Below are 23751 nucleotides of genomic sequence, written 5' to 3'. Positions count from 1 at the left end.
AATGATTATGCCGCGTCTTCTTTGAACTCATCCATACTTGGGCATGTACAGAAAATATTTTTATCTCCATATACATTATCTACACGAGCTACTGGTGGCCAAAATTTATTTTGTTTCAAAAATTTAGCTGGGTAAGCTGCTTCCTCTCTAGAATATTTATGTTCCCAATTATCTGCTGTTAGTTCTATATCTGTATGTGGTGAGTTTTTAATTGGGTTATCCAATTTATCAAATTCGCCTGATTTAATTTTGTCTATTTCTTTTTTAATACTGATTAGAGTATCACAAAATCTATCTAGCTCAGAGAGGCTTTCACTTTCCGTTGGTTCAATCATCATTGTTCCAGCAACAGGCCATGACATTGTTGGAGCATGAAATCCGTAATCAATTAATCTTTTTGCAATGTCTTCCTCAGTTATACCGGTATCTGATTTAATGTTTCTAATATCAATAATACATTCGTGAGCTACATTGCCATTAGCTCCTTTATATAAAATTGGATAATGATCTTTCAATCTGTTTGCAATATAGTTTGCGTTAAGGATTGCTACCTCTGTAGCATATTTTAAACCTTCAGAACCCATCATCTTTATATACATCCAAGATATTGATAAGATACTTGAGCTTCCCCATGGGGCTGCAGAAACAGCACCTATACCTGTTGCTGGTCCGCAATCTTTTACAACTGGATGATTAGGTAAATAAACTTGCAAATGTCTTTTACAAGCAATTGGTCCCATACCTGGTCCTCCTCCACCATGTGGAATACAAAATGTTTTATGTAAGTTTATATGACAAACATCTGGTCCAAAATTTCCTGGTCTTGCTATTCCAACAAGAGCATTTAAGTTTGCACCATCCATGTATACTTGACCTCCGTGTTTGTGGATTAACTCACATATATCTGTAATTTTTTCCTCAAATACACCATGAGTAGAAGGGTATGTAACCATTAATGCTCCAAGGTTTTCAGAATGTGCTTCTGCTTTTTTCTTAAGATCTTCAAAATCAACATTTCCTTCTTTGTCACAATCAACAACTACAACTTTCATTCCAACCATCTGGGCACTAGCTGGGTTTGTTCCATGTGCTGAGCTTGGTATTAGACATATATTTCTGTTTCCTTCATCTCTATCTAAATGATATTTTCTAATTACCATTAGTCCTGCATATTCTCCTTGGGCACCTGCATTTGGTTGAAGTGATACCCCAGAAAAACCAGTAATTGATCTTAGCCAATTTTTAAGATCAGTGAATAATGCTCTGTATCCTTCCATTTGTTCGATCGGAACAAAGGGATGAGGTTCTGCTAATTCTCTCCATGAAATAGGAATCATTTCTGCAGTAGCATTTAATTTCATAGTACAAGAGCCAAGTGCAATCATAGTTCTATTAAGCGCTATATCTTTGTCCTCTAATTTTTTTAAATATCTAAGCATCTCAGTTTCTGAATGATATGAATTGAAAACAGGGTGTTCTAGATATTTTGAAGTTCTCAATAAATTTTTTGGTAAATTAGGTAAACTTACTGTTGGATCTTCCTTTTTGATAGATTCAGCTGCATTAAATATTTTTAACAGCTGATTTACTCTGTAAACATTTTTCTTTTCATCAAAAGAAACTGCTAGCATTTCAGAATTTACTTTTCTTATATTTACCTTTTGATCTAATGCGTTTTTATAAATCTGCTCAGTTTTATCATTAGTAATAATTGTAACTGTATCAAAGAAATGATCTGAATAAATTTCATATCCAGATTGTTTTAGTTTATCAGCAAAATTTTTAGCTAATTGAGAAACTCTTTCTGCTATCGTTTTGATACCTTCAGGACCATGATAAATGGCATATGCTGCCGAAACAATTGCTAACAGAGCTTGAGCTGTACAAATGTTACTTGTCGCTTTATCCCTTCTAATGTGCTGCTCTCTAGTTTGCAAAGATAACCTATAAGCTTTGTTACCGTGTCTATCTACTGAAACACCAATAATTCTTCCTGGCATAGATCTCTTAAATTCATCTTTAGTTGCAAAGAAAGCTGCGTGTGGTCCACCATAACCCATTGGTATTCCGAATCTCTGTGAACTTCCAACAGCAATATCAGCACCTAATTCTCTTGGATTTTTAAGCAATGCTAAAGCTAACAGGTCTGAAACTAGTACGGCTTTACCATTTTTTTTATGAATTTTACTAATAGCTTCACTTGGATCTTTGATATCTCCTAAAGTTCCAGGGTATTGAAGAATTCCACAAACTAAATCCTCCTTTAATTGACCCAAAACTTTATCTTCATCACCAACAAGAACTTTTAATCCCATTGGTTCTGCCCTTGTTTGAATTACATCAATTGTTTGTGGATGACAATTTTCTGAAACAAAAACTAAATTACTATCTTTTTTATTTAATCTATGACTTAATCCCATTGCTTCAGCAGCAGCTGTTCCTTCATCAAGTAAAGATGCATTTGCAATGTCCATGCCAGTGAAATCAACAATCATTTGCTGAAAGTTTAATAACATTTCTAATCTTCCTTGGGCTACTTCTGGCTGATAAGGTGTGTAAGAAGTATACCATCCTGGATTCTCAAGAATATTTCTTAAAATAACATATGGGGTATAAGTTCCGTAATAACCCATACCAATAAAATTCGAGTATATTTGATTTTTTTTAGAAATTGCCTTTAATTTTCTTAAAGCTTCATACTCTGAATTTGACTCTCCAATATTTAAACCATCTTTCAATTGTATTTTTGCTGGAACCGTATCTTTAATTAAATCCTCTAGAGATTTATAATTTAGTTCTCCAAGCATCTTAACTTGTTCTTCTTTAGAAGGTCCAATATGTCTTTTTAAGAAATCTTTTTGAGAGTTATGTAACATAATTATGAGTTCTCCTTTGCAAATTTTTCATACTCATCTTTGCTCATTAAAGAGTCCATTTCTGAAGGGTCTTTTAATTTCAACTTAAAAAACCAAGCTGCACCTTCTGGGTCCTCGTTAATCTTTGCAGGATCATCTACAATAGTTTGATTAGTATCAACCACTTCTCCACTTACTGGAGTATAAACATCGCTAGCAGCTTTGGTTGACTCGACTACACCTGCAGTTCCATCTTTTTCTACATTTGAACCTTTGTCTGGTAGCTCAGCAAATACAATATCCCCTAACATTTCAGTAGCATGCTTTGTAATTCCAATCGTAGCTGTATCCCCTTCTACTTTAATCCATTCATGTTCTTTTGAAAATTTTACTTCACTCATTAGGCTGCTCCTTTCACATAGCTTTTTTTATAAAATGGTAATCCACTGATATTTGCTGGGTGTTTTTTTCCTCTAATCTTGAGAAAAATTTTAGAATTTTTATTCGAATATTCACTATCTATATATCCCATAGCTATTGGTCCATTAACACTGGGTCCAAATGTTCCACTCGTAATTTCACCAATAATTTGATTTTTATCATTAAAAATCTTTGTTTTTTCTCTAGCTATAATTCTCCCTTCAGGCTGTATTCCAACTCTCAGTTGTTTTGTTCCCTGGGATAACTGTTCTTTTATCATTACTGAACCAATAAAATTCATATCATCTAATCTTGATTTTGAGATAGCCCAGTTAAGATTAGCTTCTATAGGTGTAAGTTTTGTATTTAATTCATGTCCATACAAACACAAACCAGCTTCTAGTCTCAAAGTATCTCTCGCTCCTAAACCAATTAATTCAGCACCTTTGCCCATTAATTTTTTTGTAAACTCTTCTGCCAAACTATTTGGAACGGAAATCTCAAAACCATCCTCTCCAGTATATCCAGATCTAGTGACAAATATTTTATTTTCTAAATAATTAAACCAACCCCCAGACATAAAATTTAATTTGTTTACTTCTGGAATTATATCGTTGAGAATTTGAACGGCGTTAGGCCCTTGTATGGCAATTAGCGACCTATCATCTTTTAATTCATATTTATAATTTTCCCCTAATAATTCTTTAATTATTTTGAAGTCATCATCTTTACATGCTGCATTTAAAATTATTAAATAACCATCTTCTAATTTTGTAATTATCAAATCATCGTGTATTCCTGCCTGATCATTCATAAGGAAACTATACTTTGACTTAAAAACTTTTAACTCTTTCAAATTTAATGGAAAAATTTTTTCTAAATCTTCTGTTAATTTATTATCACCATAAATAAATAGTTGACCCATGTGTGAAACATCAAATATTCCAGCAGCAGACCTGGTGATTTTATGTTCTTCAACTATTCCTTTTTCATATTGAATAGGCATTTCATAACCTGCAAATTCAACAAATTTTGCTTTGTTTGCTTGGTGAAGATCAAATAATGCAGTTTTGTTTTTTGTCATATTAACTCTTTTACCCATCTGTATATTTGCCTGAGAGTTTTGCTCCTTCGGCGAGAATTTAATCTCTTTCCAGAGTTAATACGTAACGGTCCTTTTGCCTGAGAGATTCCTGGGCAGTTGCTCCTTCGGCGCTACAAATAAAGTAGTCTCTCCCGTTAATTAATAATCACTTATTATGAAATAAAAGTCAATTGGTATTAAGTTGTTTTTTTTCAACTGAAAATAAATAATAAAATTGTAATAGAACCGCAAAGATTACAATTGATCCACCAAATAAAACAATCATTGGCGGTTGTTCATCAATAAATATCCAGGCCCATAATGGTCCTAAAACTGCCTCAGTTAACATAATGATTCCTACCATCGCTGATGGTGTTCGTTGTGCACCGATTGTAATAAAAATAAATCCTAAACCTAATTGAAGAGAACCAGCTAAAAAACCTAAAAATATATCATGACCAGATATTAATATTTTTCCTGACATTAGATATCCAATGATTAAAGCAAATACACCTGCTATAAACTGTGAAGGAACCATGTCTACGTTAGGATATTTTCTTACAACTAATATCAAAACAGCAAAAGAAATCGGCATTAAAAAAGCTGCGATATTACCAGTCATTTGGCCAGGTGATAACGATCCTCCAACCATTAATAAAATTCCTGAAATTGCTAAAATAATTGATGCTAATGTTATTGCTGAAATTTTTTCTTTGAGAAAAAAATATCCAAAGATTGCAAGGAAAATTGTTTGTGTTTGAATTATAAAATTAGCATTAGCAACTGTAGTGTTGTACATGGCGAATACATAACCACAAAAACCAAAAGATAGAATAAAACCGCCAAAAAAACCTGGTATTCCAGAATTATAAAAAGATTTTAAAAATTTTGATCTGTAAGTAATAAAAAGATAAACACTTATAATAAGTAAAAAAAATACAGTTCTCCAAAATAATATTTGCCACAAAGTAGCTCCCTCAAATGATTTAACAATTAAGCCTCCAAAACTTAAACTACACGCTCCCATAAAAACTAATAATGGCCCAGGAAGTTTTTTAATTATATTCATTAAGTATCTTTGAGTATTTATTGATTTCTTTGGTGTAACTCATAAATAAATTTTCAGCTTCTTCAAGACTTACTTCTTTAAATGTAATTTCAGTGTTCGGCTTCAATTGTGATAAATTATCTAAATCTGCAGATATAACTGTTGCAATCTTAGGATATCCACCAATTGTACCGTGGTCAGCTAACATTATTATTGGGTTACCATCACCAGGAACTTGAATTACACCTTTAATGAGACCTTCAGATTTAATATTTGAGCTAACAATATTTTCTAACTTATTTCCCTCGAGCCTTATACCCATACGGTCGACCATATTTGTTATTTTAAATCTTTTATCAAAAAAATTTCTTTGAGCTTCCTTTGAAAAATAATCAAAATTTGTTCCTTTAATAACTCTTATCTCTGTTGATCTTTCATTTTTATATCTTAATTGTTTTATCTTAACTTCAGCAGAACTATTTTTTGTGGGAATTATTTGATTTGTATCAAATTTCATTCCTTCATTAGGTCCAATTTTGGCTTTAGTATTAATTGAACAACTTTTCCAAATATTATTAAAATCAAAACCGTCTTTTATAGCTAGATAACCATAAAGTGAATTAATTGTAGATTTGACATCAACTTTGTCACCTTTATTGAGATTATAAATCTTATAACAATAGCCCTCTTCAATCTCTTCATTGTGTCTTATGATATCAAAATTTACTTCTCCCGTAATACAAATGGATGATTTTGATCCATCAAATTCTAGCAATGGACCTTGCAGAGCGAACTCCAAAGATGGTTCGTTAATATTATTATTCAAAATTATATTAGCTAATTTAAAGTTTTTTTTATCTATAGCGCCACTAACAGTGATACCTAAGTGATAAAATCCATTTCTACCATCATCTTGAATAGTAGTGTGAGTTCCTGGTCTTAAAATTTTAAAAGTCATCTATAGTTATCAAAATCTTTTTTAGTTATTAATTTAAATTGAATTACATCACCTGGATTGATTAAAGCTGGATTTTCTTGATTATTTCGATCGAAAACTTCTAACGGTGTTTTGCCTATAATATTCCACCCACCTGGGCTTTCTTCCGTATAAATATTTGCAAACTGTTCGGTAATACCAATTGATCCTTTTGGAACCTTTAATCTTGGTGTCTCCAATCTATTGCATCTCATGTCACTATCTAAATCTCCAAAAAAAGGCATGCCAGCTATGAATCCAGTCATGTAGCAGAAATATTCTTTTTCAAATATTCGTTGTAGAATTTTTTGACTATCTAAGTTTAATTTCTTTTCCAATCTTTGGATATCTAACGAAAATTCTTCATCACAACATATTGGAACTTCTAATTTTTTGCCGTCAGAATTATTTGATTGATCAATTTTAATTGTTATTAGAAAATCTTTTAGTTTCTGGAAACTAGTTATATTTAAGTCAAAAGTAATTATTAATTTATTATAAGATGGTGTTAAGTTCAAAACTCCATCAATATTTTTTTCTTTTAAAAATTTAAAATAATTAATTACTTTTCGGTTGGTCTCTTTATTTATTTCAGGACCAAAATCACAATAGACAGCAGAGTCTCCAAGATTTAATATATTTTTAATCATTTAATGTTATAAATTATACCAGTTATGGAAATTAATATAAATTGTGATTTAGGGGAAAAGTCTAAGCTTCATTCAAATGAAAATGATCCAGCTTTATTAGAAATAGTAAACTCAGCAAATGTTGCTTGTGGATATCATGCTGGTGATGAAGAAACTATGAGAGAAGTCATCAAAATATCTAAGAATAGAGGTGTCAGTATTGGTGCTCATCCTTCATTTAATGATCCAGATAACTTTGGTAGAGAACGTATGAACTTATCAGAAAATGAAATTAGAAAATTGATTATAGATCAATATGAAATTCTGCAAAAAATTGCTCAAGAGAATAATGAAAATGTAACCCATATGAAACCTCATGGTGCTTTAAACAACATGGCATGTGAAGATATAGAGCTTGCAACAATTTTAGCTAAAGTAATATACGAAATAGATAAAGATTTGATTTATTTGGTTCCAACAGGATCAAAAATGGAGAAGTCTGCAAAAAGCCTTAATATGAAAATTGCTTGTGAAATATTTGCTGACAGAAATTATGAAGATGACGGCAATTTAGTTTCTAGAAAAAAACCTCATGCTTTAATAAGAGATCCAGAACAAGCAAAAAAACACGTGTTAAGCATGGTTCAAAATCAGGCAATTAATTGTCACAGCGGAAAGCAGATACCTTGTGAAATAGACTCGGTGTGCATACATGGAGATAATGAGAGTTCATTAGCAACTGCAAAATCAATAAGAGATAATTTGCTAGAAAATAAACTCAATTTAAAACCTTTAATCAAAATGGAGAAATTTATTTAATGAAAAAGTTACTTTCAATCTTAACTATTCTAATATTAACATCATCTACTGTATTTGCGGCAGGCTCATCAAGTGACTCACAGCCTAAAGTTTCTGATTATAAAAAAGCAGTAAAATTAATTAAATCTGCCAAAAAGTATGAGAGTGACGGCAAAAATGACAAAGCTGAAAAAAAATATAAACAAGCGCAAAAATTACTTTTAAAGTCAAATGATAAAAAACCAAACAATGCAGACACATTAAATTATCTTGGTTTCACAACAAGAAAGTTAGGTGACTTTGAAAATGGAGAAAAATATTATTTACAAGGTCTAGCTATTAAGCCCAACCACATAGGTATTAATGAATATCTTGGTGAACTATATGTTGTAACTAATAGAATGGATCTTGCTAAAGAAAGACTTCAAATTTTAAAAGGATGTAACTGTGAAGAATATTCAGAGTTAAAAGAAATAATTGATGGCACAAAAAAATCAAAATACTAAAATTTGAATATTTATAAAAATATTATAAAATAATTTTATATTGTTAGAACAACTTATCATCGTAAGCCAAATGGTTATCATCAATTTGGTGATGGCCGCAGATAATGCAATTATAATAGGTATAATTGCAGCAAGCTTTGCTCCTAAACATCGTTACCAAATAATAATGTGGGGACTATTCGGTGCTCTGTTGTTTAGGATTATTTTTGCTTTTTTTGCATCCTATCTATTTGGATTTGCGTTTGTAAAAATTTTTGGAGGTTTGTTACTTATTTGGATTGTAAATGATTTAAGAACAGATTTATTTAGCACAAAAAAAATAAAATCACCTACTAAAGCCTCTAAAGAACCATCTTATGTCCAAAGTGTATACAAGGTTCTATTTGCAGATATCACTTTAAGTTTCGATAATGTAATTGGAATTGTTGGTGTGGCTAAAGATAATATTAATCTATTAATTTTTGGATTATTTTTATCTGTTGTTTTTGTTGGAACACTTGCAAGATTTTTTGCTGAAAAAATTAAAAAATATAAATGGATAGGTTACTTGGGTCTTTTTGTAATTTTGCTAGTAGCTATACAATTATTAATAGGCGGTATGATTGATCTTGAAATTCTTTCAGTTAATGAAAATTTTGAGAGATTTTTCTAATATAAGTATTTCTTAGATGGATATTTAAGTGATTGAACTTCTGTTTTATATTTTTTAACAGCATCTCTTATTATTTTTCTTACGTTTCCAAACTCCTTAACAAATTTAATTTTTGAATTTGTTAACCCAATCAAATCATCTGTCACTAAAATTTGCCCATCACAGTGTTGAGAAGCACCTATGCCAATTGTTATAATTTTAATTTGATCTGTAATTTCTTTTGATAATTTTTTTTCAACACACTCTAGAACAATTGCAAAAACACCTGCTCTCTCTAAAACTTTAGCTTCATTGAGTAATCTTAGTTTTTCTTTGGAAGATTTACCTTTAAACGTGAATTTACCTTTTTCATTTTGCGGTAAAAGACCAAGATGACCCATAACTGGTATCTTGTTTTTGATAAGATGTTTAATTATTTCAACAATCTTTTTATTACCACCTTCTAGTTTAACTGCATCACATTTTGTTTCTTTCATTACTTTTTTGCAGTTTTTTAATGCTTCAGATTTATTTCTGTAAGTATTATATGGCATATCAACCACCATTAAACTTTTCGTGATACCTTTTCTTACACTTTTCGAATGATTTATCATCATTTCCAAAGTTACTGATCTTGTCGTATCAAAATCGTAAAGTACTGAACCAAGAGAATCTCCAACTAAAATTATATCTACAAAGTTATCAATTTCTTGAGCAATATTTTTTGAATAAGCCGTTAAACAGACAATCTTAGTTTTGTTTTTTTTTAATAGTAAATTTTTAATTTTTTTCATTAAATTCACTTCGTTTATATTTATTTAACATTGATTTTGAAATAGATAGCTTTTTAAAAATTGGCATATTTTCGTCTATAATTCTCCAAAATGGAAGTTTAGGTTTTTTTAATTTTTGTTTTTTTTGTTCTTCAATAGAGGCCTCAACAGCAATTCTAAGAAAAATACCTGTAGAAACTGGACAAGTTTTATCGGCTTTTGCTCTTTTAGCTAGAGCATCTCGCATTTGAATTAATGTTCTTTTTTTACCTATGGGGATTTTTTTTATATAGTTTGAAATTGACTTAGGAGAAGAAACTAACATCTTCTGACCTTTCTTTATATCAGCAAAATTAAATGTTAGTTTTTTTATCTTTTCTTTCTTATCTTTGTTAAACTTTTCTAACCACATTTAAATTATTCTAATTCAATTGTGCTTGGTGGTTTAGATGTTACATCATAAACAACCCTATTTATTCCTCTAATACTATTAACTATTTTGTTGGATATTTCTTGAATAAATGATTTTTTAAAATCATAATAATCAGCTGTCATTCCATCCTGTGAAGTTATTGCTCTTAATAGACACAAATATTCATAAGTTCTATTATCACCCATGACCCCAACAGTCTTAACTGGTAATAATGCTGCGTAAGCTTGCCAAATTTTATCATAAAGGTTATGTCTTCTAAGACCGTCAATAAAAATTTCATCTGCTTCTTTTAGAATTTTTATTTTCTCTGGTGTAATATTTCCTGGCATTCTTATTGCTAGACCTGGCCCTGGAAATGGATGTCTAGATATTATTTCTTTACTTAGTTTTAGCTCTAAACCTAATTTTCTCACTTCATCTTTAAACAAAAATTTTAAAGGTTCTACTAATTTGAGTTTCATTTTTTTTGGAAGTCCACCAACATTGTGATGTGACTTAATTTTTGAAGTTTGACTGCCTGTAACTGATTTACTTTCTATTAAGTCTGGATACAAAGTTCCTTGAGCTAAAAACTTTACATTTTTTATTTTTTTTGAATACCTCTCAAATATTTTTATAAATAAATTTCCTATAATTTTTCTTTTTTTCTCAGGATCTGTCACATTTTTTAATTTTCCTAAAAATTCATTTTCTGCATTAACATAAGTTAAATTCATTTTAAGTTTGCTTTTAAATGTTTTAACAACTTGTATTTCTTCATTTTTTCTTAAAAGACCTGTATTCACAAATATACAATGTAACTTTTTTCCAATGGCTTTATTTAATAACTGTGCAACTACACTGCTATCTACACCTCCTGACAACGCACAAATAACTTTTTCATTGCCAACTTGGTCTCTAATATCTTTTATTAATCTTAATCTTTGATCTTTTGTACTCCAGTTTCTTTTAATTTTACAAATTTTAAATAAAAAATTATTTATAAGTTTTTTTCCGTTTTGCGTATGCGTAACCTCAGGATGAAACTGAACACCATAATAATTATTATTGCTATCTTCAACAGCAGCAAATTTTGAGTTTTGACTTTTTGCAATAATCTTAAATGATTTTGGAATTTTTGTTACTTGGTCTGCATGACTCATCCAAACTCTAGATTTATTTTGCTTATCAAAAAAACCATCTAAAAGTTTATTGTTTGAGCTTTTAATAAGATTTGCTAACCCAAATTCTCTGTGTTTTGATTGTTTAACTCTACCTCCTAAGCTTTTTGATAAAATTTGATGTCCAAAACAAATACCAAGTACTGGTAAATCTTTTTTTAATAAATTTTTATCAAATGAAAATTTGTCTTTTTGATAAACATTTAATGGACCACCAGATAATATTAGTCCTCTTACATTTTTGTTTACTTGATTTATTGAGATTTTTTTATGACTTATGATTTCACAAAAAACATTGGCTTCTCTTATTCGTCTTGCAATTAGTTGAGTAAATTGGGAGCCAAAATCTATAATAATAATTTTGTCTAAGTTTTGATTAAGAGTCATTTTTTGGCTCTAAGTCTTTTAGAGACTCTAAAATTCTCTCATTTTCTTTGCATAAATTTTTACAAATTTTTACAAATTTTTCTGAAAGTTCTTTTACTTCTGAGTAGTTTGAATTTTCTACAGCGATATCCATCAATCTAAGTGTAGCATCTTCGTTACTTGGATCTAATAGAAGTGCAGTATCAAGATTATTTTTTTCCTCTTTCTTGTTTTCCTTTTCTTTAAATATTTTTGCTAAATATAAATAAGATTTTGCATCTTTTGGATTAAAAACAATGTTTCTTTCTAACAAGAACTTTGCTTCATCATATTTTTTCTTATCAAATTCTTTAATAGCCTGATCGTAGAAATTTTCATTTGCATAAGAAAAATTAACTAATACTAATAATGTAAATACTGCTGATAAAGTTTTAGTAATTTTTGACATTAATATTTCCTATCATCTTTAATTTGATCAACGTTATGAACCATACTTTCATAAAATCCAGCTTTTGTAATCTTAACAAATCTAGGCTTGTCTCTTAAATTCTTTATTTGTTTAGCTCCTAAATAACCCATTGATGATTTAAGTCCACCCACAAGTTTATACAATACATCTGCAACTTTACCTTTATATTTAACAAATCCTTCAACACCTTCTGGCACATATTTTGAGGCATCCTTTTGTTTTTTTTGAAAATATCTATCTGCTGATCCTTTGTTCATTGCGCCCACTGAGCCCATTCCTCTAAAACTCTTATATTTTTTACCATTCTTCATAATCAATTTTCCTGGCGTTTCATCTGTCCCAGCAAATAAAGAACCTATCATTACTGCATCTGCTCCTGCTGCAAAAGCTTTAGCTAAATCACCTGAATATTTAATTCCACCATCAGCAATTATAATTGCTTTCTTATTTTTTAATCCATTTCTTACAGCTAATATTGCACTTAATTGAGGTACACCAATTCCAGCAACTAATCTTGTAGTGCAAATAGATCCTGGACCAATTCCAACTTTAATAATATCAACTCCTAAATTTAATAAATACTTTGCGGCCTCTGGTGTAGCAATGTTTCCAGCACATAAAGTTACTTTTGTTTTTTTCTTTTTAATAAATTTAATTATCTCACCCACTTTTTTTGTATGTCCATGAGCAGTATCAACAACAATTAAATCAACACCTTCTTTTAAAATTTGCTCTGCTCTTTTATGTTCATTTGGCCCTGCTCCAACTGCAGCTCCTACCAATAATTTTTGTTTTTTTACTTTTTGAATTTCACTAACTTGTTTTTTTATGTCTAAATTTCTATGAATTATTCCAATTCCACCAGCTTTCGCTATAGCAATTGCCATTTTACTTTCTGTAACAGTATCCATTGCCGAAGTAAGAATTGGAATCTTTAAGCTTAAATTTTTTGATAGTTTAATGCTTGTATCAACTTCTGAAGGCAATACTTCAGAATAATTTGGTGCTAAAGTGACATCGTCAAAGGTAAGAGCTTCTTTAATAGGATCCATAACGATTTATATATGATTCCTTTTATATTTAAAGTCTCTATCTTAATTTTTTACAAATAATAAAGCTTTCTTTAGAATCTTTTCTACTAGATTTTGGTTTAAAAACCTTCACTTCTTTAAAAATTTCCTTACCTTTTGCAACAATTTCATTAAAAGAGCCTCCCATAAATATTTTTGAAATAAAGCTCCCTTCTTGTATCAAAATATCTTTTGAAAAAATCATTGCTTCCATACATAATTCCCCAGTTTGAATAGCGTCTATATTTTTAATTCCAGTTGTATTCACAGCCATATCAGACATAACAATATTAACTTTACCTTCTGCAGATTTTAAAATTTCATCCTTTATTTTATCTTCGGTGAAATCTCCCTGAATCTGTATACTCTTTCCTAGAGGTTCCATTTCTTTTAAATCTATGGAAATTAATTTTCCGTTTTTAATCTTTTTTTCTGCATATTGAGACCAACTTCCTGGTGCTGCTCCAATATCAACAACAGAAAGACCACCTTTAAATATGGAAAACTTTTCATCAATCTCCATTAACTTGTAAGCAGATCGTGCTCTATAACCATCAATTTTTGATTGTCTAACGTAAATATCTCTTCGTTGTTTGTTTACCCAATTTTTTGAAATTTTATTTTTTTTCAATTAACTTGTGTACCTGAGGCTTTTAATTACTTTTTTATTTTCTAAAGTATCAATTTCTATTTTAACATCTTTATTTACTCTCATATCTTTTCCATCTTGCCAAATTCCTGCTGCTAAATGCATAATTCCTATTTTATAGTTAGGCAAATAAGGTTCGACAAATGTTTGATTTTTTTCATCGAATTTTGGAAGTAAATTACTAGTTAGCCAATTACATTTGAGTGGCAAAAATTCAGTTTCTAAATCATCTATATAAACAGACATATTTATTGCTAACTGCTCAGATCCAAAAATATTTCCAGCTTTAAGAGTTGTCTCTAAATTTTTCTGCCAAATTTTCCAACCAGGGGAATTTTTTTCTAAAGAAAAAACACCAATATTGATGTGTGGAGCAAATGCTAATTTTCTAGCTTTTTCCATGCCTATTTTTGATTTAACAGCATGTTTAAAATTTTGTGATTTAATTATTGCTAGTTTTCCAAATAACCAATCTACTCTTGATGTAATCTTGTAGCCAGGTCCTACTGTTTGTGTAATACCAAGCTTCCCGTTATCACAGGCTTTAATTAATAATTCTACAGTATTCCAATCGTTTACCCATGCATCACTATCAATCCAAAGATATTTTTCATAATTAGGAAAATAATTTGGTAAAAAAGCTCTTGATACTTGGCTTTTTAACCATTCTTTTCCTTTAACTTTAAATGCGGGTACTTCTATGTCCCATTCTGCTGGTTTTATTTCATCAACTTTTTTTGATAACTTGTCTTTTTGACTATCTGTTAACCCAGCATCTAAAATACAAATTGCAACTTCACTGCTCTCTTTGAATCTCTTTATCGAGTCAACTAATTCTTCTAGTAATTCAAAATAATTTGAGTCAGCTAATGAAACGATGACACTTTTTTTCATCTACAAAACGTCTTCGAAATCCTCATTATCATCTTTTTCAACTTCATTTTGTTGTTTCTTTATTCTGTAATAATGAATGAAGCTTATTGGTAGTAATGTTAAATAAATTATAGAACTTATTGTAATAACCTCAAATGTATAGATTAAAAGTAAACCAAAAAATAAGATTATTCCAAAAAGTAAAAATATTGTTTCTTTTCTTCTAATAACAATTTTTTTAAATGAGTATGTTGGAAACTTACTAATTAACAAGAACGAAGTTGTAACAAAAAATATTACTGACAAAATATTGTAGTTTAATGGAAACATATAAAATTGATCTAAACCACTTAAGCTAAATATTAATGGTGTCATTACTAAAATTCCACCAGCTGGTGATGGAACGCCTTCAAAAAAATTATCTCTCCATGATGGTTCTTGGTTAGAGTTTACATTAAATCTTGCAAGTCTTAGTGCAACACATACCACATAAATCAAACATAATAACCATCCTAATCTTCCAAGATTATTCATAACCCAAAAATACATAATGAAAGCAGGAGCAACTCCAAAACTTATCATATCTGTTAATGAGTCTAATTCTTTTCCAACCTTTGATGTACCTTTGATAAGTCTTGCAATTCTTCCATCAAGACCATCAATTAATGCAGCAAACATTATTGCAATAATTGCAAATTCAAATTTTCCATCAAAAGCAAATCTAATAGAAGTAAGTCCTATACAAACACCAATTAGAGTTAGCATATTAGGCAAGATTATTCTTGTCCTTCTGTCGGTAACTATTTTTAGATTATTTTTTGGTTTTTCCATAAACTATTTTTTTGCAAGGAGTGTTTCACCTGCAACTGCGGTCTGCCCTATTTGAACTAAAGGTTCATAATTTTCATAATACACATCAGCTCTACTTCCAAATCTTATCATTCCAATTCGATCACCTTGTTTCAATTCTTGATCTTTTTCAGACTCACAAACAATTCTTCTTGCAACTAAACCAGCAATTTGAACAACGATAATATCTTCCCCATCATTATTTCTAATTTTATAATAATTTCTCTCATTATCCTCACTTGCTTTGTCTAAAGATGCATTTAAAAATTTTCCTGGTTTATATAAAATTTCATCTATCTTGCCGCTACAAGGTATTCTATTAACGTGGCAATCAAAAACATTCATGAAGATACTAATCTTCTTAAATTTTCTGCCCTCTAATCCAAGTTCTTTTGGTCCATCAACTTCTTCTACTTTTATGATTTCACCATCAGCTGGGCTAACTAAATATCTGTCATCATTGATTGAATATCTATCTGGATCTCTAAAGAAGTAGTAAACCCATATTGTAACTAACAATCCTAGTAATCCTAAAAATGTACTTAGTGCGTAAAATACCAGTGTGACAACACCAGCAATAATTAAAAATCTGTAACCCTCAGAGTGAATTTTTGGAAATATCTTGCTAAACATTTTCTTCTAATTGATAATTTTTCATTAATATGTATATAAAACCGTGAAATTCAATTGATAAGATAAAAAATTAGTGAGTAAAATCAAAGTAAAAAACCCGGTAGTAGAATTAGATGGTGATGAAATGACCAGAATTATCTGGGAATTTATTAAAAACAAGCTCATTCTTCCGTATCTAGATTTAGGCATTGAATACTACGACCTTGGAATGAAAAGTAGAGATCATACAGATGATCAAATTACAGTTGATGCTGCTAATGCTATTAAGAAAGTTGGGGTTGGAATTAAATGTGCAACAATTACACCTGACGAAGCAAGAGTTGAAGAGTTTGCGCTAAAAAAAATGTGGCGATCACCAAATGGAACAATAAGAAACATTATTGGTGGAACTGTATTTAGAGAACCAATTATTTGTAAAAATATACCAAAACTTGTTCCATCATGGACCGATCCTGTGATTATTGGAAGGCATGCTTTTGGAGATCAATATCGTGCAACAGATTTTAAAGTTCCTGGTAAAGGAAAAATGGAAGTAAAATGGACATCAGAAGATGGATCTCAAGAACTAAAATATGAAGTATTTAATTTTACTGGTCCAGGTGTTGCACTTTCAATGTACAACTTAGATAAATCAATTGAGGACTTCGCCAGATCTTGTTTTAGCTATGGACTTATTAAAAAGTGGCCAGTTTACATGTCTACTAAAAATACAATTTTAAAAAGATACGATGGAAGATTTAAAGACATATTCCAAGAAGTATTTGATAATGAATTCAAATCAGAATTTGAAAAACATAAGTTAACTTATGAACATAGACTAATTGATGACATGGTTGCTTGTGCAATGAAGTGGAGTGGTAAATATATTTGGGCATGTAAAAACTATGATGGTGACGTACAGTCAGATACTATGGCTCAGGGTTATGGATCATTAGGATTGATGACAAGTACTTTATTAACACCAGATGGTAAAGTTATGGAAGCTGAAGCAGCTCACGGTACAGTAACAAGACACTACAGAATGCACCAACAAGGAAAAGAAACATCTACAAATCCTATTGCATCAATTTTTGCTTGGACAAGAGGTTTGGCTCACAGAGGTAAACTAGACAATAATGATGAGCTAATTAAATTTGCAAATAGTTTAGAAGAAGTTTGTGTTGAATGTGTTGAAAATGGAGAGATGACTAAAGACCTTGCAATATTAATTGGTCCTTCAAGTAAATATTTAACAACTAATCAATTCTTAGATGCAATTGATGTAGGACTAAAGAAAAAATTAAATTAAATTTTTTATTTTCTCAAAAGCTTCGTCAATTTTATTCGGATCTTGGCCACCTGCTTGAGCAAAATCTTTTCTACCGCCACCACCTTTTCCACCGATAATTTCCGAACATGCTTTTACAAAAGCAACTGCATCATACTTTGAAGTTAAAGACTCTGTTACTCCAACTGCTACACCTACTTTTCCATCTTTAACTGCAAACACTAACACAATTCCATCTTTAAGTTCTTTTTTACCATCATCAGCCAATTTTCTTAATTCTTTTGGAGGTAAATCTTCAACTTTTTGAAACCTAACTTTAACTCCATTAATTGTTTCATCTTTAATCACATTCTTACTTGTGTCAGTCAAAATTGATTTGTTTGAAAGTGTTTCTAATTGTTTGTTTAAATTCTTTATTAAAGTTTTTTGATCTTCTTGATCAATATTTGGTTTACCGCCAAGTTTGATAATTTTTTCTGATAGTTCATTAATTATCTTTTCATTTTTTTCTAATGACTCGTTAGATAATTTTTCTTGGTTCTTTAAATAATTCTCTAATTGCTTATCTCTTAAAGCTTCAACTCTTCTAACACCTGCTGCTATTGATGATTGGCTTATAATTTTAAACTTACCAATATCACCTGTATTACGAACATGAGTTCCACCACATAATTCTGTAGAAAAGTATTTATCTTTTTCATCTCCCATTGATAAAACTCTTACTTCTTCTCCATATTTTTCACCAAAGAGTGCTAATGCTCCTTCCTCTACAGCCTCTTTTGGTGACATAATTCTTGTTTTCACATCTGATTTATTTTGAACCATTTCATTAACAAATGTCTCTATTTTTGTAATCTCTTCTGAGCTAATTGGTTTCATATGACTAAAATCAAACCTTAATCTATCTGGCTCAACCAAAGATCCTTTTTGCGTTACATGTTCACCTAAAACTCTTCTTAACGACTCGTGTAATAAATGTGTAGCTGAATGGTAAGCTCTAGTATTATTTCTTCTCTCAATATCTATATTCATCTCTACATTCTCATCTACTTTTACAGAACCAGATAAGACTTTGCCGTAATGCACAAATAAATCTCCTAGTTTTTTTTGTACATCTGTTACTTCAAATCTAAAATTCTCGTTAGAAATCATACCAGTGTCGCCGACTTGTCCACCTGACTCTCCATAAAAAGGTGTTTGATTAACAACAATCATACCTTCATCACCTTCACTTAAAACATTAACTTCTTTTGAGCTTTTCAATAAGCTTTTGACAACGCCTTGCGCTTGATCATTTTCATAACCAATAAATTCAGTAGCTCCATGCTTTTCCTTTATTCCATACCAAACTTGTTCAACAGCACTATCTCCAGACCCTTTCCAATTTTTTCTAGCAAGAGCAATACTCTCTCGCATCAGTTCACCAAATCTTTCTTTATCAAACTTAAGTGATTTAGATTTTAAAATGTCCTCTGTTAAGTCAATTGGAAAGCCATATGTCTCATATAATTTAAATGCTACATCACCTGGTAAAACTTTGTCTATTTTTGAAATCTCTTCATTAAGTATCTTGATACCTCTATCAAGTAACACTAGGAACTTTTCTTCTTCCATTTTTAATGTTTCTTTAATCAAAGACTCTGCTCTTTTTAATTCAGGATAATTGCCAGACATCTCCTGCAGTAGAGTTTCAAACAACTTTGAAAAAACTGGTTGTTTTGATCCAAGCATATGAGAATGTCTCATTCCTCTTCTCATTATTCTTCTAAGTACATAACCTCTACCTTCATTTGAAGGTAAAACACCTTCAGCTACTAAAAATGAACTTGCTCTAAGATGATCAGCTATAACTCTAAAACTTGAAAGATTTTCTTTACTAGATTTTTTGTTAACTTCATTTTCTGTTGCTGCTATCAATTTTTTAAAATGATCTGTTTCATAATTATCATGAGTTCCTTGAAGAAGAGCTGCTATCCTTTCAAGTCCCATTCCAGTATCAACAGAAGGTTTTGGTAAATTAATTCTTTTATCTTTTGAAATTTGTTCATATTGCATGAAGACCAAGTTCCAAATTTCTATAAATCTATCTCCATCTTCATCTGGTGTTCCAGGCAATCCACCTTTTAAGTGATCACCGTGATCATAAAATATTTCAGAACAAGGACCACAAGGGCCTGTGTCTCCCATGGACCAAAAATTATCAGAAGTATCAATTCTTATAATTCTATCATCACTAAAGCCTGCAATCTTTTTCCAAAAATTAAATGCTTCATTGTCTTCATGAAAAACAGTTACATAAAGTCTATTTTTATCTATACCGAAATCTTTTGTGATTAAATTCCATGCATAATGAATAGCTTGTTCTTTAAAATAATCTCCAAATGAAAAATTGCCTAACATTTCAAAAAATGTGTGGTGTCTAGGTGTGTAACCAACGTTTTCTAAATCATTATGTTTACCACCTGCTCTTACACATTTTTGTGAGGTTGTTGCTCTTTTATAATCCCTTTTCTCTAAGCCAGTAAAAACATTCTTGAATTGAACCATTCCTGAGTTTGCAAACATCAAGGTTGGATCATTATTAGGTACTAAATTGCTAGACTCAACAATCCTATGATCATTCTTCTCAAAATAATCTAAGAATGTTGTCCTAATTTGATTTAGTGTTTTATTAGCCATATTTTTAAAATACAGCTTTTTTATTTTATGTCTAGATTGCTATAAATGGGAAAAAGGCGCTTATTTCTAAGCGCCTTTATAATTTAAAGATGACCTATAAATTAATTCTTTTTAGTAGGTGTTGGCTCTACTGGTGCTGCTTCTTTTGCAGTAGTTCCTTTTTTCTCTTTTTCTACTTTCTCAGGATCTAATGGATTTCCTTCTATTTTTTTAGAAATCACACCAGCTTTTTCTCTAATAGCTAGCTCTACTTCAGCTGCAATTTTTGGATTTTGAGCAAGGAAAGTTTTAGCGTTTTCTCTACCTTGTCCAATTTTTTCACCTTTATATGCATACCAAGCACCTGATTTTTCAATAATATCTGCCTTTGCACCTAAGTCTACAAGCTCACCCATTTTGCTAATTCCTCTTCCATACATAAGATCGAATTCAACAACTTTAAACGGTGGAGCTACTTTGTTTTTAACTACTTTCACTCTTGTTGTATTACCAATGATTTCGTCTTTATCTTTGATAGCACCAATTCTTCTAATATCCATTCTTACAGATGAATAAAACTTAAGAGCATTACCACCCGATGTAGTTTCTGGACTTCCAAACATAACTCCAATTTTCATTCTGATTTGGTTAATGAAAATCATCATTGTGTTTGTATTTGAAATTGAACCAGTTAATTTTCTTAAAGCTTGACTCATTAATCTTGATTGAAGACCTACATGATGATCTCCCATTTCACCTTCAATTTCAGCTTTTGGAGTTAATGCTGCAACAGAGTCGATAACGATAACTGAAATTGAGCCTGATTTTACTAGTGTATCTGCAATTTCTAACGCTTGTTCACCAGTATCTGGCTGTGAGATTAATAATTCTTCAGTATTTACACCTAATTTTTTAGCATAAACTGGATCTAAAGCATGTTCTGCATCAACAAATGCGCAAATTCCACCTGATTTTTGAGCTTCAGCAACAACTTGTAATGCTAAAGTTGTTTTTCCAGAAGATTCTGGTCCGTATACTTCAACAATTCTTCCTTTTGGTAAACCACCTATTCCTAAAGCTAAGTCTAAACTTAGAGAACCAGTAGATACAGACTCAACGTCCATAGCTCTTTTCTCACCAAGCTTCATTACCGAACCTTTACCAAAATTATCAGTTATTTGACTGATAGCAGCGTCTAGCGCCTTATTTTTTTCTTTCAAATCCATTTCTTGATCTTTAGTAGATTTCACTACCTTTAAATTACTTTTCGTCATTTTTTGCCTCTTTTTTTACGTTTTTTAACAGTCGAATCATGAATTAAATGTACACATTTTGTTCTCATTGGCAATAGAGAATGTTCTACCTTGATAAAAAGCCAATATTTAATTGATATTTAGATAGTTACTATCCAATAAACCTATGCTCTTAAGCAAGTTAAATTGAGATAAAATATAATTTCTCTCAGAATCGGCTAGAGAAATTTGAGCATTTAATAAAAGAGCGTTGGATTGAATAACATCCAAAGTAGTTCTGCCAGAGCCACTATTATATTCAGCAACTATGCCCTCATTAGCAATTTCTGCTGCTCTTACTTGTGATTGAACTGAATTAAGCAAACTTTTATTTGATTGATAAGAAGACCAAGCACTAGCAACTAAAGTCTCGTTCCTTTTAATCATATCTTCCAGCAATAACTTTTTCTGAGTTTCTAAACTTTTGCTTTTTCTAATTGTAGCAAAGTTTTTTCCCCCTGAATAAAATGGCCAAGAAACAGTTGCTTTTATTGTATCTCTTTCTCGTTCATCATATGTAGAACTTAAATCATCCGTATAAGTTCGATCTAAGGATAAAGTCGCAGAAGGAGCTAAATCTGATTTAGCCTCATATGTATCTTTAGTTGATTGCTCATACTCTAATTGGGCAATAATTAAATCTGGATTAGTTAATTTCGATTTATTAATAGCTGAATTTAAATCTGTAGGTAAATTTATATCAAAAATTGATTTCTTTTCTAAAGTTTCTGGATCTGCCAATGGACCAATTATATTTTCATAATTTAATTTACTTGTTAAAAAATCATTTTCAGCCTGGATTAATTTAGCTCTTGCTCCTGCTAGAGAAGATTCTGATTGAGCAACATCAGATAAAGTATTTTGACCTCTCTCTAATTTAATCTGGTCTGTTTCAACTTGTCTTTCTAACAAATTAACATTTGCTCTATTAATATTGAGTTTTTCGTTTGCTAAGATCAATCCTGTATAGGCTTCAACAGTGCTATATAAAATATCTTGTTCTTTTTTTAAAAGCTTTGCTTTTGCAACATCAATTCCAATAGTTTTTTTCTCATAATCTGCACCTCGTCCAAAATCAACTAACGTTTGAGTGATTGTTAGAGATTTTGTAGTTGGATCTGTATCGCTGATAGCGGCATCACTACCTGATTGATTAGTTAACTTATTTGTGTCAACCTGGCTTTTACTTCCACTAAGAGTTACAGAAGGTAAATAATTACTTCTTGAAACTTTAAGATCTTCTTCTGAAACATTTAAATTTTCTCTTTCTGCATTTAACTCAGAATTATTTTTAAATGCTTTTTGTAATGCTTCAGTGAATGTTTCTGCAATCACACCTGTGCTTAAAATTAGTGATACCAAAATTGTCTTAAAAATTATTTTCATCGATCTCTATATACTGCAGATTTTATTATATGGTTACTATTTAAATTCATTATAATTGAGGCATATTTAGGAGCTTTTTTAAACATGTTCTCAGTTACTCTTTGGTAAGTTTGCATAAATTCTAAAACTTCATTTTTATTCATTATTTTATTATTGGATTTTTTTTTATTTTTTAACTTAAGTTTATTTTCTTGTTTTAGTCGCCATTTTTGCAGTAACGAAAAATCTTTTGCTTTTAAATAAACTAAAGAATTCAATTGAGCGTAAAGTTTTTTATAATTAGTATTTAATTGTTGGTTTACAAACTTCCTCCAAACTAATTTTTGATCTCTATTTCTTTCCATGGCATTGATTGATTTTTTTAAAGATTTATTTTCTTCAGCTTTTGCACCAACACACCAACCTTCAAATATAATGATGTCTGGTTTTTTATTTATATTATACCAATTTTTCTTCAGCGACCGATCATCTATTGATTTATCAAATTTTGGTACTTTAATTGATTTAAATTTTTTCTGCTTCACACTTTTAAAAAAGTTTTGCATCATTTTTAAATCATGAGTTCCAGGTACACCTCTAGTCATCAACATTGGATGGATTGATTTTGATAATTTAGATCTATCTTTTCTTGTTTTATAAAAATCATCAATAGAAACTCTGAAAACATTCTTCTTAAAATATTTCTTTAAAATAATTGAAATTAGAGAGCTTATGGTAGTTTTGCCAGTTCCTTGACCACCTGCTAATCCTAAAAAGTATGGATTTTTTTTATCAGATTTTTTAGAGATCCATGCACACAAAGGTATTAAAAAAGATTTTAGCATCTTTTCTTTACCCTTAAACTTCTCTGTTGATGTTTCTTGTGATTTAATAAATTTAAAACAATCCTGTTTTACTTTACCAAAACACTCATCAGTAATTTTCAT

At 30.4% G+C, this 23751-nt stretch carries 23 protein-coding genes and 1 riboswitch; of the genes, 4 read left to right on the top strand and 19 right to left on the bottom strand.

The window, feature by feature from the left end; translation table 11 throughout:
- Positions 1-5: 5 nt before the first annotated feature.
- The 6 genes from gcvP to ACTT9P_RS02825 all read right to left on the bottom strand — a co-directional run bounded on the left by gcvP (position 6) and on the right by ACTT9P_RS02825 (position 7033).
- Positions 6-2876, bottom strand: a complete 2871-nt coding sequence (gene gcvP / locus ACTT9P_RS02850) for an aminomethyl-transferring glycine dehydrogenase (RefSeq protein ID WP_440909184.1) — start codon at positions 2874-2876, stop codon at positions 6-8.
- Positions 2877-2878: 2 nt separating this feature from the next.
- Entirely contained in the window at positions 2879-3256 is a 378-nt protein-coding gene (gene gcvH / locus ACTT9P_RS02845) for a glycine cleavage system protein GcvH (protein ID WP_440909183.1), read from the bottom strand.
- Positions 3256-4359: a glycine cleavage system aminomethyltransferase GcvT gene (gene gcvT / locus ACTT9P_RS02840; RefSeq protein ID WP_440909182.1), complete on the bottom strand. Its 1104-nt coding sequence runs from the start codon at positions 4357-4359 to the stop codon at positions 3256-3258. The genes gcvH and gcvT overlap by 1 nt, the downstream gene beginning before the upstream one ends.
- 76 nt (positions 4360-4435) lie before the next feature.
- Positions 4436-4524, bottom strand: a riboswitch (glycine riboswitch).
- 22 nt (positions 4525-4546) lie between these two features.
- Positions 4547-5428 (bottom strand): DMT family transporter, encoded by an 882-nt coding sequence (locus ACTT9P_RS02835; protein WP_440909181.1) that lies wholly within the window; start codon positions 5426-5428, stop codon positions 4547-4549.
- Positions 5415-6365, bottom strand: coding sequence for a biotin-dependent carboxyltransferase family protein (locus tag ACTT9P_RS02830; protein WP_440909180.1), 951 nt, complete (start codon positions 6363-6365; stop codon positions 5415-5417). The genes ACTT9P_RS02835 and ACTT9P_RS02830 overlap by 14 nt, the downstream gene beginning before the upstream one ends.
- On the bottom strand, positions 6362-7033 hold the full coding sequence (locus ACTT9P_RS02825; protein WP_440909179.1) for a 5-oxoprolinase subunit B family protein: 672 nt from the start codon (positions 7031-7033) through the stop codon (positions 6362-6364). The genes ACTT9P_RS02830 and ACTT9P_RS02825 overlap by 4 nt, the downstream gene beginning before the upstream one ends.
- Before the next feature lie 24 nt (positions 7034-7057).
- Between ACTT9P_RS02825 and ACTT9P_RS02820 the strand changes: the two genes are divergently transcribed.
- The 3 genes from ACTT9P_RS02820 to ACTT9P_RS02810 all read left to right on the top strand — a co-directional run bounded on the left by ACTT9P_RS02820 (position 7058) and on the right by ACTT9P_RS02810 (position 8968).
- On the top strand, positions 7058-7831 hold the full coding sequence (locus ACTT9P_RS02820) for a 5-oxoprolinase subunit PxpA (protein ID WP_440909178.1): 774 nt from the start codon (positions 7058-7060) through the stop codon (positions 7829-7831).
- The gene (locus ACTT9P_RS02815) at positions 7831-8316 is read left to right on the top strand and encodes a tetratricopeptide repeat protein (RefSeq protein WP_440909177.1); all 486 of its coding nucleotides are present in this window, start codon (positions 7831-7833) and stop codon (positions 8314-8316) included. The genes ACTT9P_RS02820 and ACTT9P_RS02815 overlap by 1 nt, the downstream gene beginning before the upstream one ends.
- Positions 8317-8386: 70 nt before the next feature.
- Positions 8387-8968 (top strand): YjbE family putative metal transport protein, encoded by a 582-nt coding sequence (locus tag ACTT9P_RS02810; protein WP_440909963.1) that lies wholly within the window; start codon positions 8387-8389, stop codon positions 8966-8968.
- Here ACTT9P_RS02810 and panB read toward each other — a convergent pair.
- The 9 genes from panB to ACTT9P_RS02765 are packed head-to-tail and all read right to left on the bottom strand — an operon-like array spanning position 8965 to position 16222.
- Positions 8965-9741, bottom strand: coding sequence for a 3-methyl-2-oxobutanoate hydroxymethyltransferase (panB, locus tag ACTT9P_RS02805; RefSeq protein ID WP_440909176.1), 777 nt, complete (start codon positions 9739-9741; stop codon positions 8965-8967). The genes ACTT9P_RS02810 and panB overlap by 4 nt on opposite strands.
- Positions 9728-10132, bottom strand: coding sequence for a hypothetical protein (locus tag ACTT9P_RS02800; protein ID WP_440909175.1), 405 nt, complete (start codon positions 10130-10132; stop codon positions 9728-9730). The genes panB and ACTT9P_RS02800 overlap by 14 nt, the downstream gene beginning before the upstream one ends.
- A 5-nt stretch (positions 10133-10137) precedes the next feature.
- Positions 10138-11700 (bottom strand): glutamine-hydrolyzing GMP synthase, encoded by a 1563-nt coding sequence (gene guaA, locus ACTT9P_RS02795; protein ID WP_440909174.1) that lies wholly within the window; start codon positions 11698-11700, stop codon positions 10138-10140.
- Complete coding sequence (locus ACTT9P_RS02790) at positions 11690-12127, bottom strand: tetratricopeptide repeat protein (protein ID WP_440909173.1); 438 nt, start codon at positions 12125-12127, stop codon at positions 11690-11692. The genes guaA and ACTT9P_RS02790 overlap by 11 nt, the downstream gene beginning before the upstream one ends.
- Positions 12127-13200 carry an IMP dehydrogenase gene (guaB, locus tag ACTT9P_RS02785; protein WP_440909172.1) on the bottom strand — a complete coding sequence of 358 codons (1074 nt, stop codon included), beginning with the start codon at positions 13198-13200 and terminating at the stop codon, positions 12127-12129. Before guaB ends, ACTT9P_RS02790 begins: the two co-directional genes overlap by 1 nt.
- 37 nt (positions 13201-13237) lie before the next feature.
- A complete protein-coding gene (locus ACTT9P_RS02780; RefSeq protein WP_440909171.1) occupies positions 13238-13849 on the bottom strand; it encodes an RlmE family RNA methyltransferase in 612 nt (203 codons plus the stop codon).
- Positions 13850-14761, bottom strand: coding sequence for a glycosyltransferase (locus ACTT9P_RS02775; protein WP_440909170.1), 912 nt, complete (start codon positions 14759-14761; stop codon positions 13850-13852).
- Positions 14762-15571 (bottom strand): CDP-diacylglycerol--serine O-phosphatidyltransferase, encoded by an 810-nt coding sequence (gene pssA, locus ACTT9P_RS02770; protein WP_440909169.1) that lies wholly within the window; start codon positions 15569-15571, stop codon positions 14762-14764.
- Positions 15572-15574: 3 nt separating this feature from the next.
- Positions 15575-16222, bottom strand: a complete 648-nt coding sequence (locus ACTT9P_RS02765) for a phosphatidylserine decarboxylase (protein ID WP_440909168.1) — start codon at positions 16220-16222, stop codon at positions 15575-15577.
- 73 nt (positions 16223-16295) lie between these two features.
- On the opposite strand from ACTT9P_RS02765, the gene ACTT9P_RS02760 reads away from it, so the two are divergent.
- Positions 16296-17510 (top strand): NADP-dependent isocitrate dehydrogenase, encoded by a 1215-nt coding sequence (locus tag ACTT9P_RS02760; RefSeq protein ID WP_440909167.1) that lies wholly within the window; start codon positions 16296-16298, stop codon positions 17508-17510.
- Here ACTT9P_RS02760 and alaS read toward each other — a convergent pair.
- From alaS to ACTT9P_RS02740, 4 genes are all read right to left on the bottom strand, one after another.
- On the bottom strand, positions 17502-20168 hold the full coding sequence (gene alaS, locus ACTT9P_RS02755; RefSeq protein ID WP_440909166.1) for an alanine--tRNA ligase: 2667 nt from the start codon (positions 20166-20168) through the stop codon (positions 17502-17504). The two genes, ACTT9P_RS02760 and alaS, sit on opposite strands and share 9 nt — an antisense overlap.
- Before the next feature lie 101 nt (positions 20169-20269).
- A complete protein-coding gene (gene recA / locus ACTT9P_RS02750) occupies positions 20270-21421 on the bottom strand; it encodes a recombinase RecA (RefSeq protein WP_440909165.1) in 1152 nt (383 codons plus the stop codon).
- A 108-nt stretch (positions 21422-21529) separates the two neighbouring features.
- The gene (locus tag ACTT9P_RS02745) at positions 21530-22825 is read right to left on the bottom strand and encodes a TolC family outer membrane protein (protein WP_440909164.1); all 1296 of its coding nucleotides are present in this window, start codon (positions 22823-22825) and stop codon (positions 21530-21532) included.
- Positions 22822-23751, bottom strand: a complete 930-nt coding sequence (locus ACTT9P_RS02740) for a uridine kinase (RefSeq protein ID WP_440909163.1) — start codon at positions 23749-23751, stop codon at positions 22822-22824. Before ACTT9P_RS02740 ends, ACTT9P_RS02745 begins: the two co-directional genes overlap by 4 nt.

The organism is Candidatus Pelagibacter sp. (genome assembly GCF_052048095.1).
In the GTDB taxonomy this organism is placed as follows: Bacteria; Pseudomonadota; Alphaproteobacteria; order Pelagibacterales; family Pelagibacteraceae; genus Pelagibacter.
Note: the sequence above shows the minus strand (reverse complement) of the source record. Positions and strands in the feature narration are given on the sequence as shown.

What these genes read in the sequence shown, in the direction of transcription:
- gcvP (WP_440909184.1), bottom strand. Translation starts at nt 2,876, where the DNA reads ATGTTACATAACTCTCAAAAAGATTTCTTAAAAAGACATATTGGACCT.
- gcvH (WP_440909183.1), bottom strand. Translation starts at nt 3,256, where the DNA reads ATGAGTGAAGTAAAATTTTCAAAAGAACATGAATGGATTAAAGTAGAA.
- gcvT (WP_440909182.1), bottom strand. Translation starts at nt 4,359, where the DNA reads ATGACAAAAAACAAAACTGCATTATTTGATCTTCACCAAGCAAACAAA.
- ACTT9P_RS02835 (WP_440909181.1), bottom strand. Translation starts at nt 5,428, where the DNA reads ATGAATATAATTAAAAAACTTCCTGGGCCATTATTAGTTTTTATGGGA.
- ACTT9P_RS02830 (WP_440909180.1), bottom strand. Translation starts at nt 6,365, where the DNA reads ATGACTTTTAAAATTTTAAGACCAGGAACTCACACTACTATTCAAGAT.
- ACTT9P_RS02825 (WP_440909179.1), bottom strand. Translation starts at nt 7,033, where the DNA reads ATGATTAAAAATATATTAAATCTTGGAGACTCTGCTGTCTATTGTGAT.
- ACTT9P_RS02820 (WP_440909178.1), top strand. Translation starts at nt 7,058, where the DNA reads ATGGAAATTAATATAAATTGTGATTTAGGGGAAAAGTCTAAGCTTCAT.
- ACTT9P_RS02815 (WP_440909177.1), top strand. Translation starts at nt 7,831, where the DNA reads ATGAAAAAGTTACTTTCAATCTTAACTATTCTAATATTAACATCATCT.
- ACTT9P_RS02810 (WP_440909963.1), top strand. Translation starts at nt 8,387, where the DNA reads ATGGTTATCATCAATTTGGTGATGGCCGCAGATAATGCAATTATAATA.
- panB (WP_440909176.1), bottom strand. Translation starts at nt 9,741, where the DNA reads ATGAAAAAAATTAAAAATTTACTATTAAAAAAAAACAAAACTAAGATT.
- ACTT9P_RS02800 (WP_440909175.1), bottom strand. Translation starts at nt 10,132, where the DNA reads ATGTGGTTAGAAAAGTTTAACAAAGATAAGAAAGAAAAGATAAAAAAA.
- guaA (WP_440909174.1), bottom strand. Translation starts at nt 11,700, where the DNA reads ATGACTCTTAATCAAAACTTAGACAAAATTATTATTATAGATTTTGGC.
- ACTT9P_RS02790 (WP_440909173.1), bottom strand. Translation starts at nt 12,127, where the DNA reads ATGTCAAAAATTACTAAAACTTTATCAGCAGTATTTACATTATTAGTA.
- guaB (WP_440909172.1), bottom strand. Translation starts at nt 13,200, where the DNA reads ATGGATCCTATTAAAGAAGCTCTTACCTTTGACGATGTCACTTTAGCA.
- ACTT9P_RS02775 (WP_440909170.1), bottom strand. Translation starts at nt 14,761, where the DNA reads ATGAAAAAAAGTGTCATCGTTTCATTAGCTGACTCAAATTATTTTGAA.
- pssA (WP_440909169.1), bottom strand. Translation starts at nt 15,571, where the DNA reads ATGGAAAAACCAAAAAATAATCTAAAAATAGTTACCGACAGAAGGACA.
- ACTT9P_RS02765 (WP_440909168.1), bottom strand. Translation starts at nt 16,222, where the DNA reads ATGTTTAGCAAGATATTTCCAAAAATTCACTCTGAGGGTTACAGATTT.
- alaS (WP_440909166.1), bottom strand. Translation starts at nt 20,168, where the DNA reads ATGGCTAATAAAACACTAAATCAAATTAGGACAACATTCTTAGATTAT.
- recA (WP_440909165.1), bottom strand. Translation starts at nt 21,421, where the DNA reads ATGACGAAAAGTAATTTAAAGGTAGTGAAATCTACTAAAGATCAAGAA.
- ACTT9P_RS02745 (WP_440909164.1), bottom strand. Translation starts at nt 22,825, where the DNA reads ATGAAAATAATTTTTAAGACAATTTTGGTATCACTAATTTTAAGCACA.
- ACTT9P_RS02740 (WP_440909163.1), bottom strand. Translation starts at nt 23,751, where the DNA reads ATGAAAATTACTGATGAGTGTTTTGGTAAAGTAAAACAGGATTGTTTT.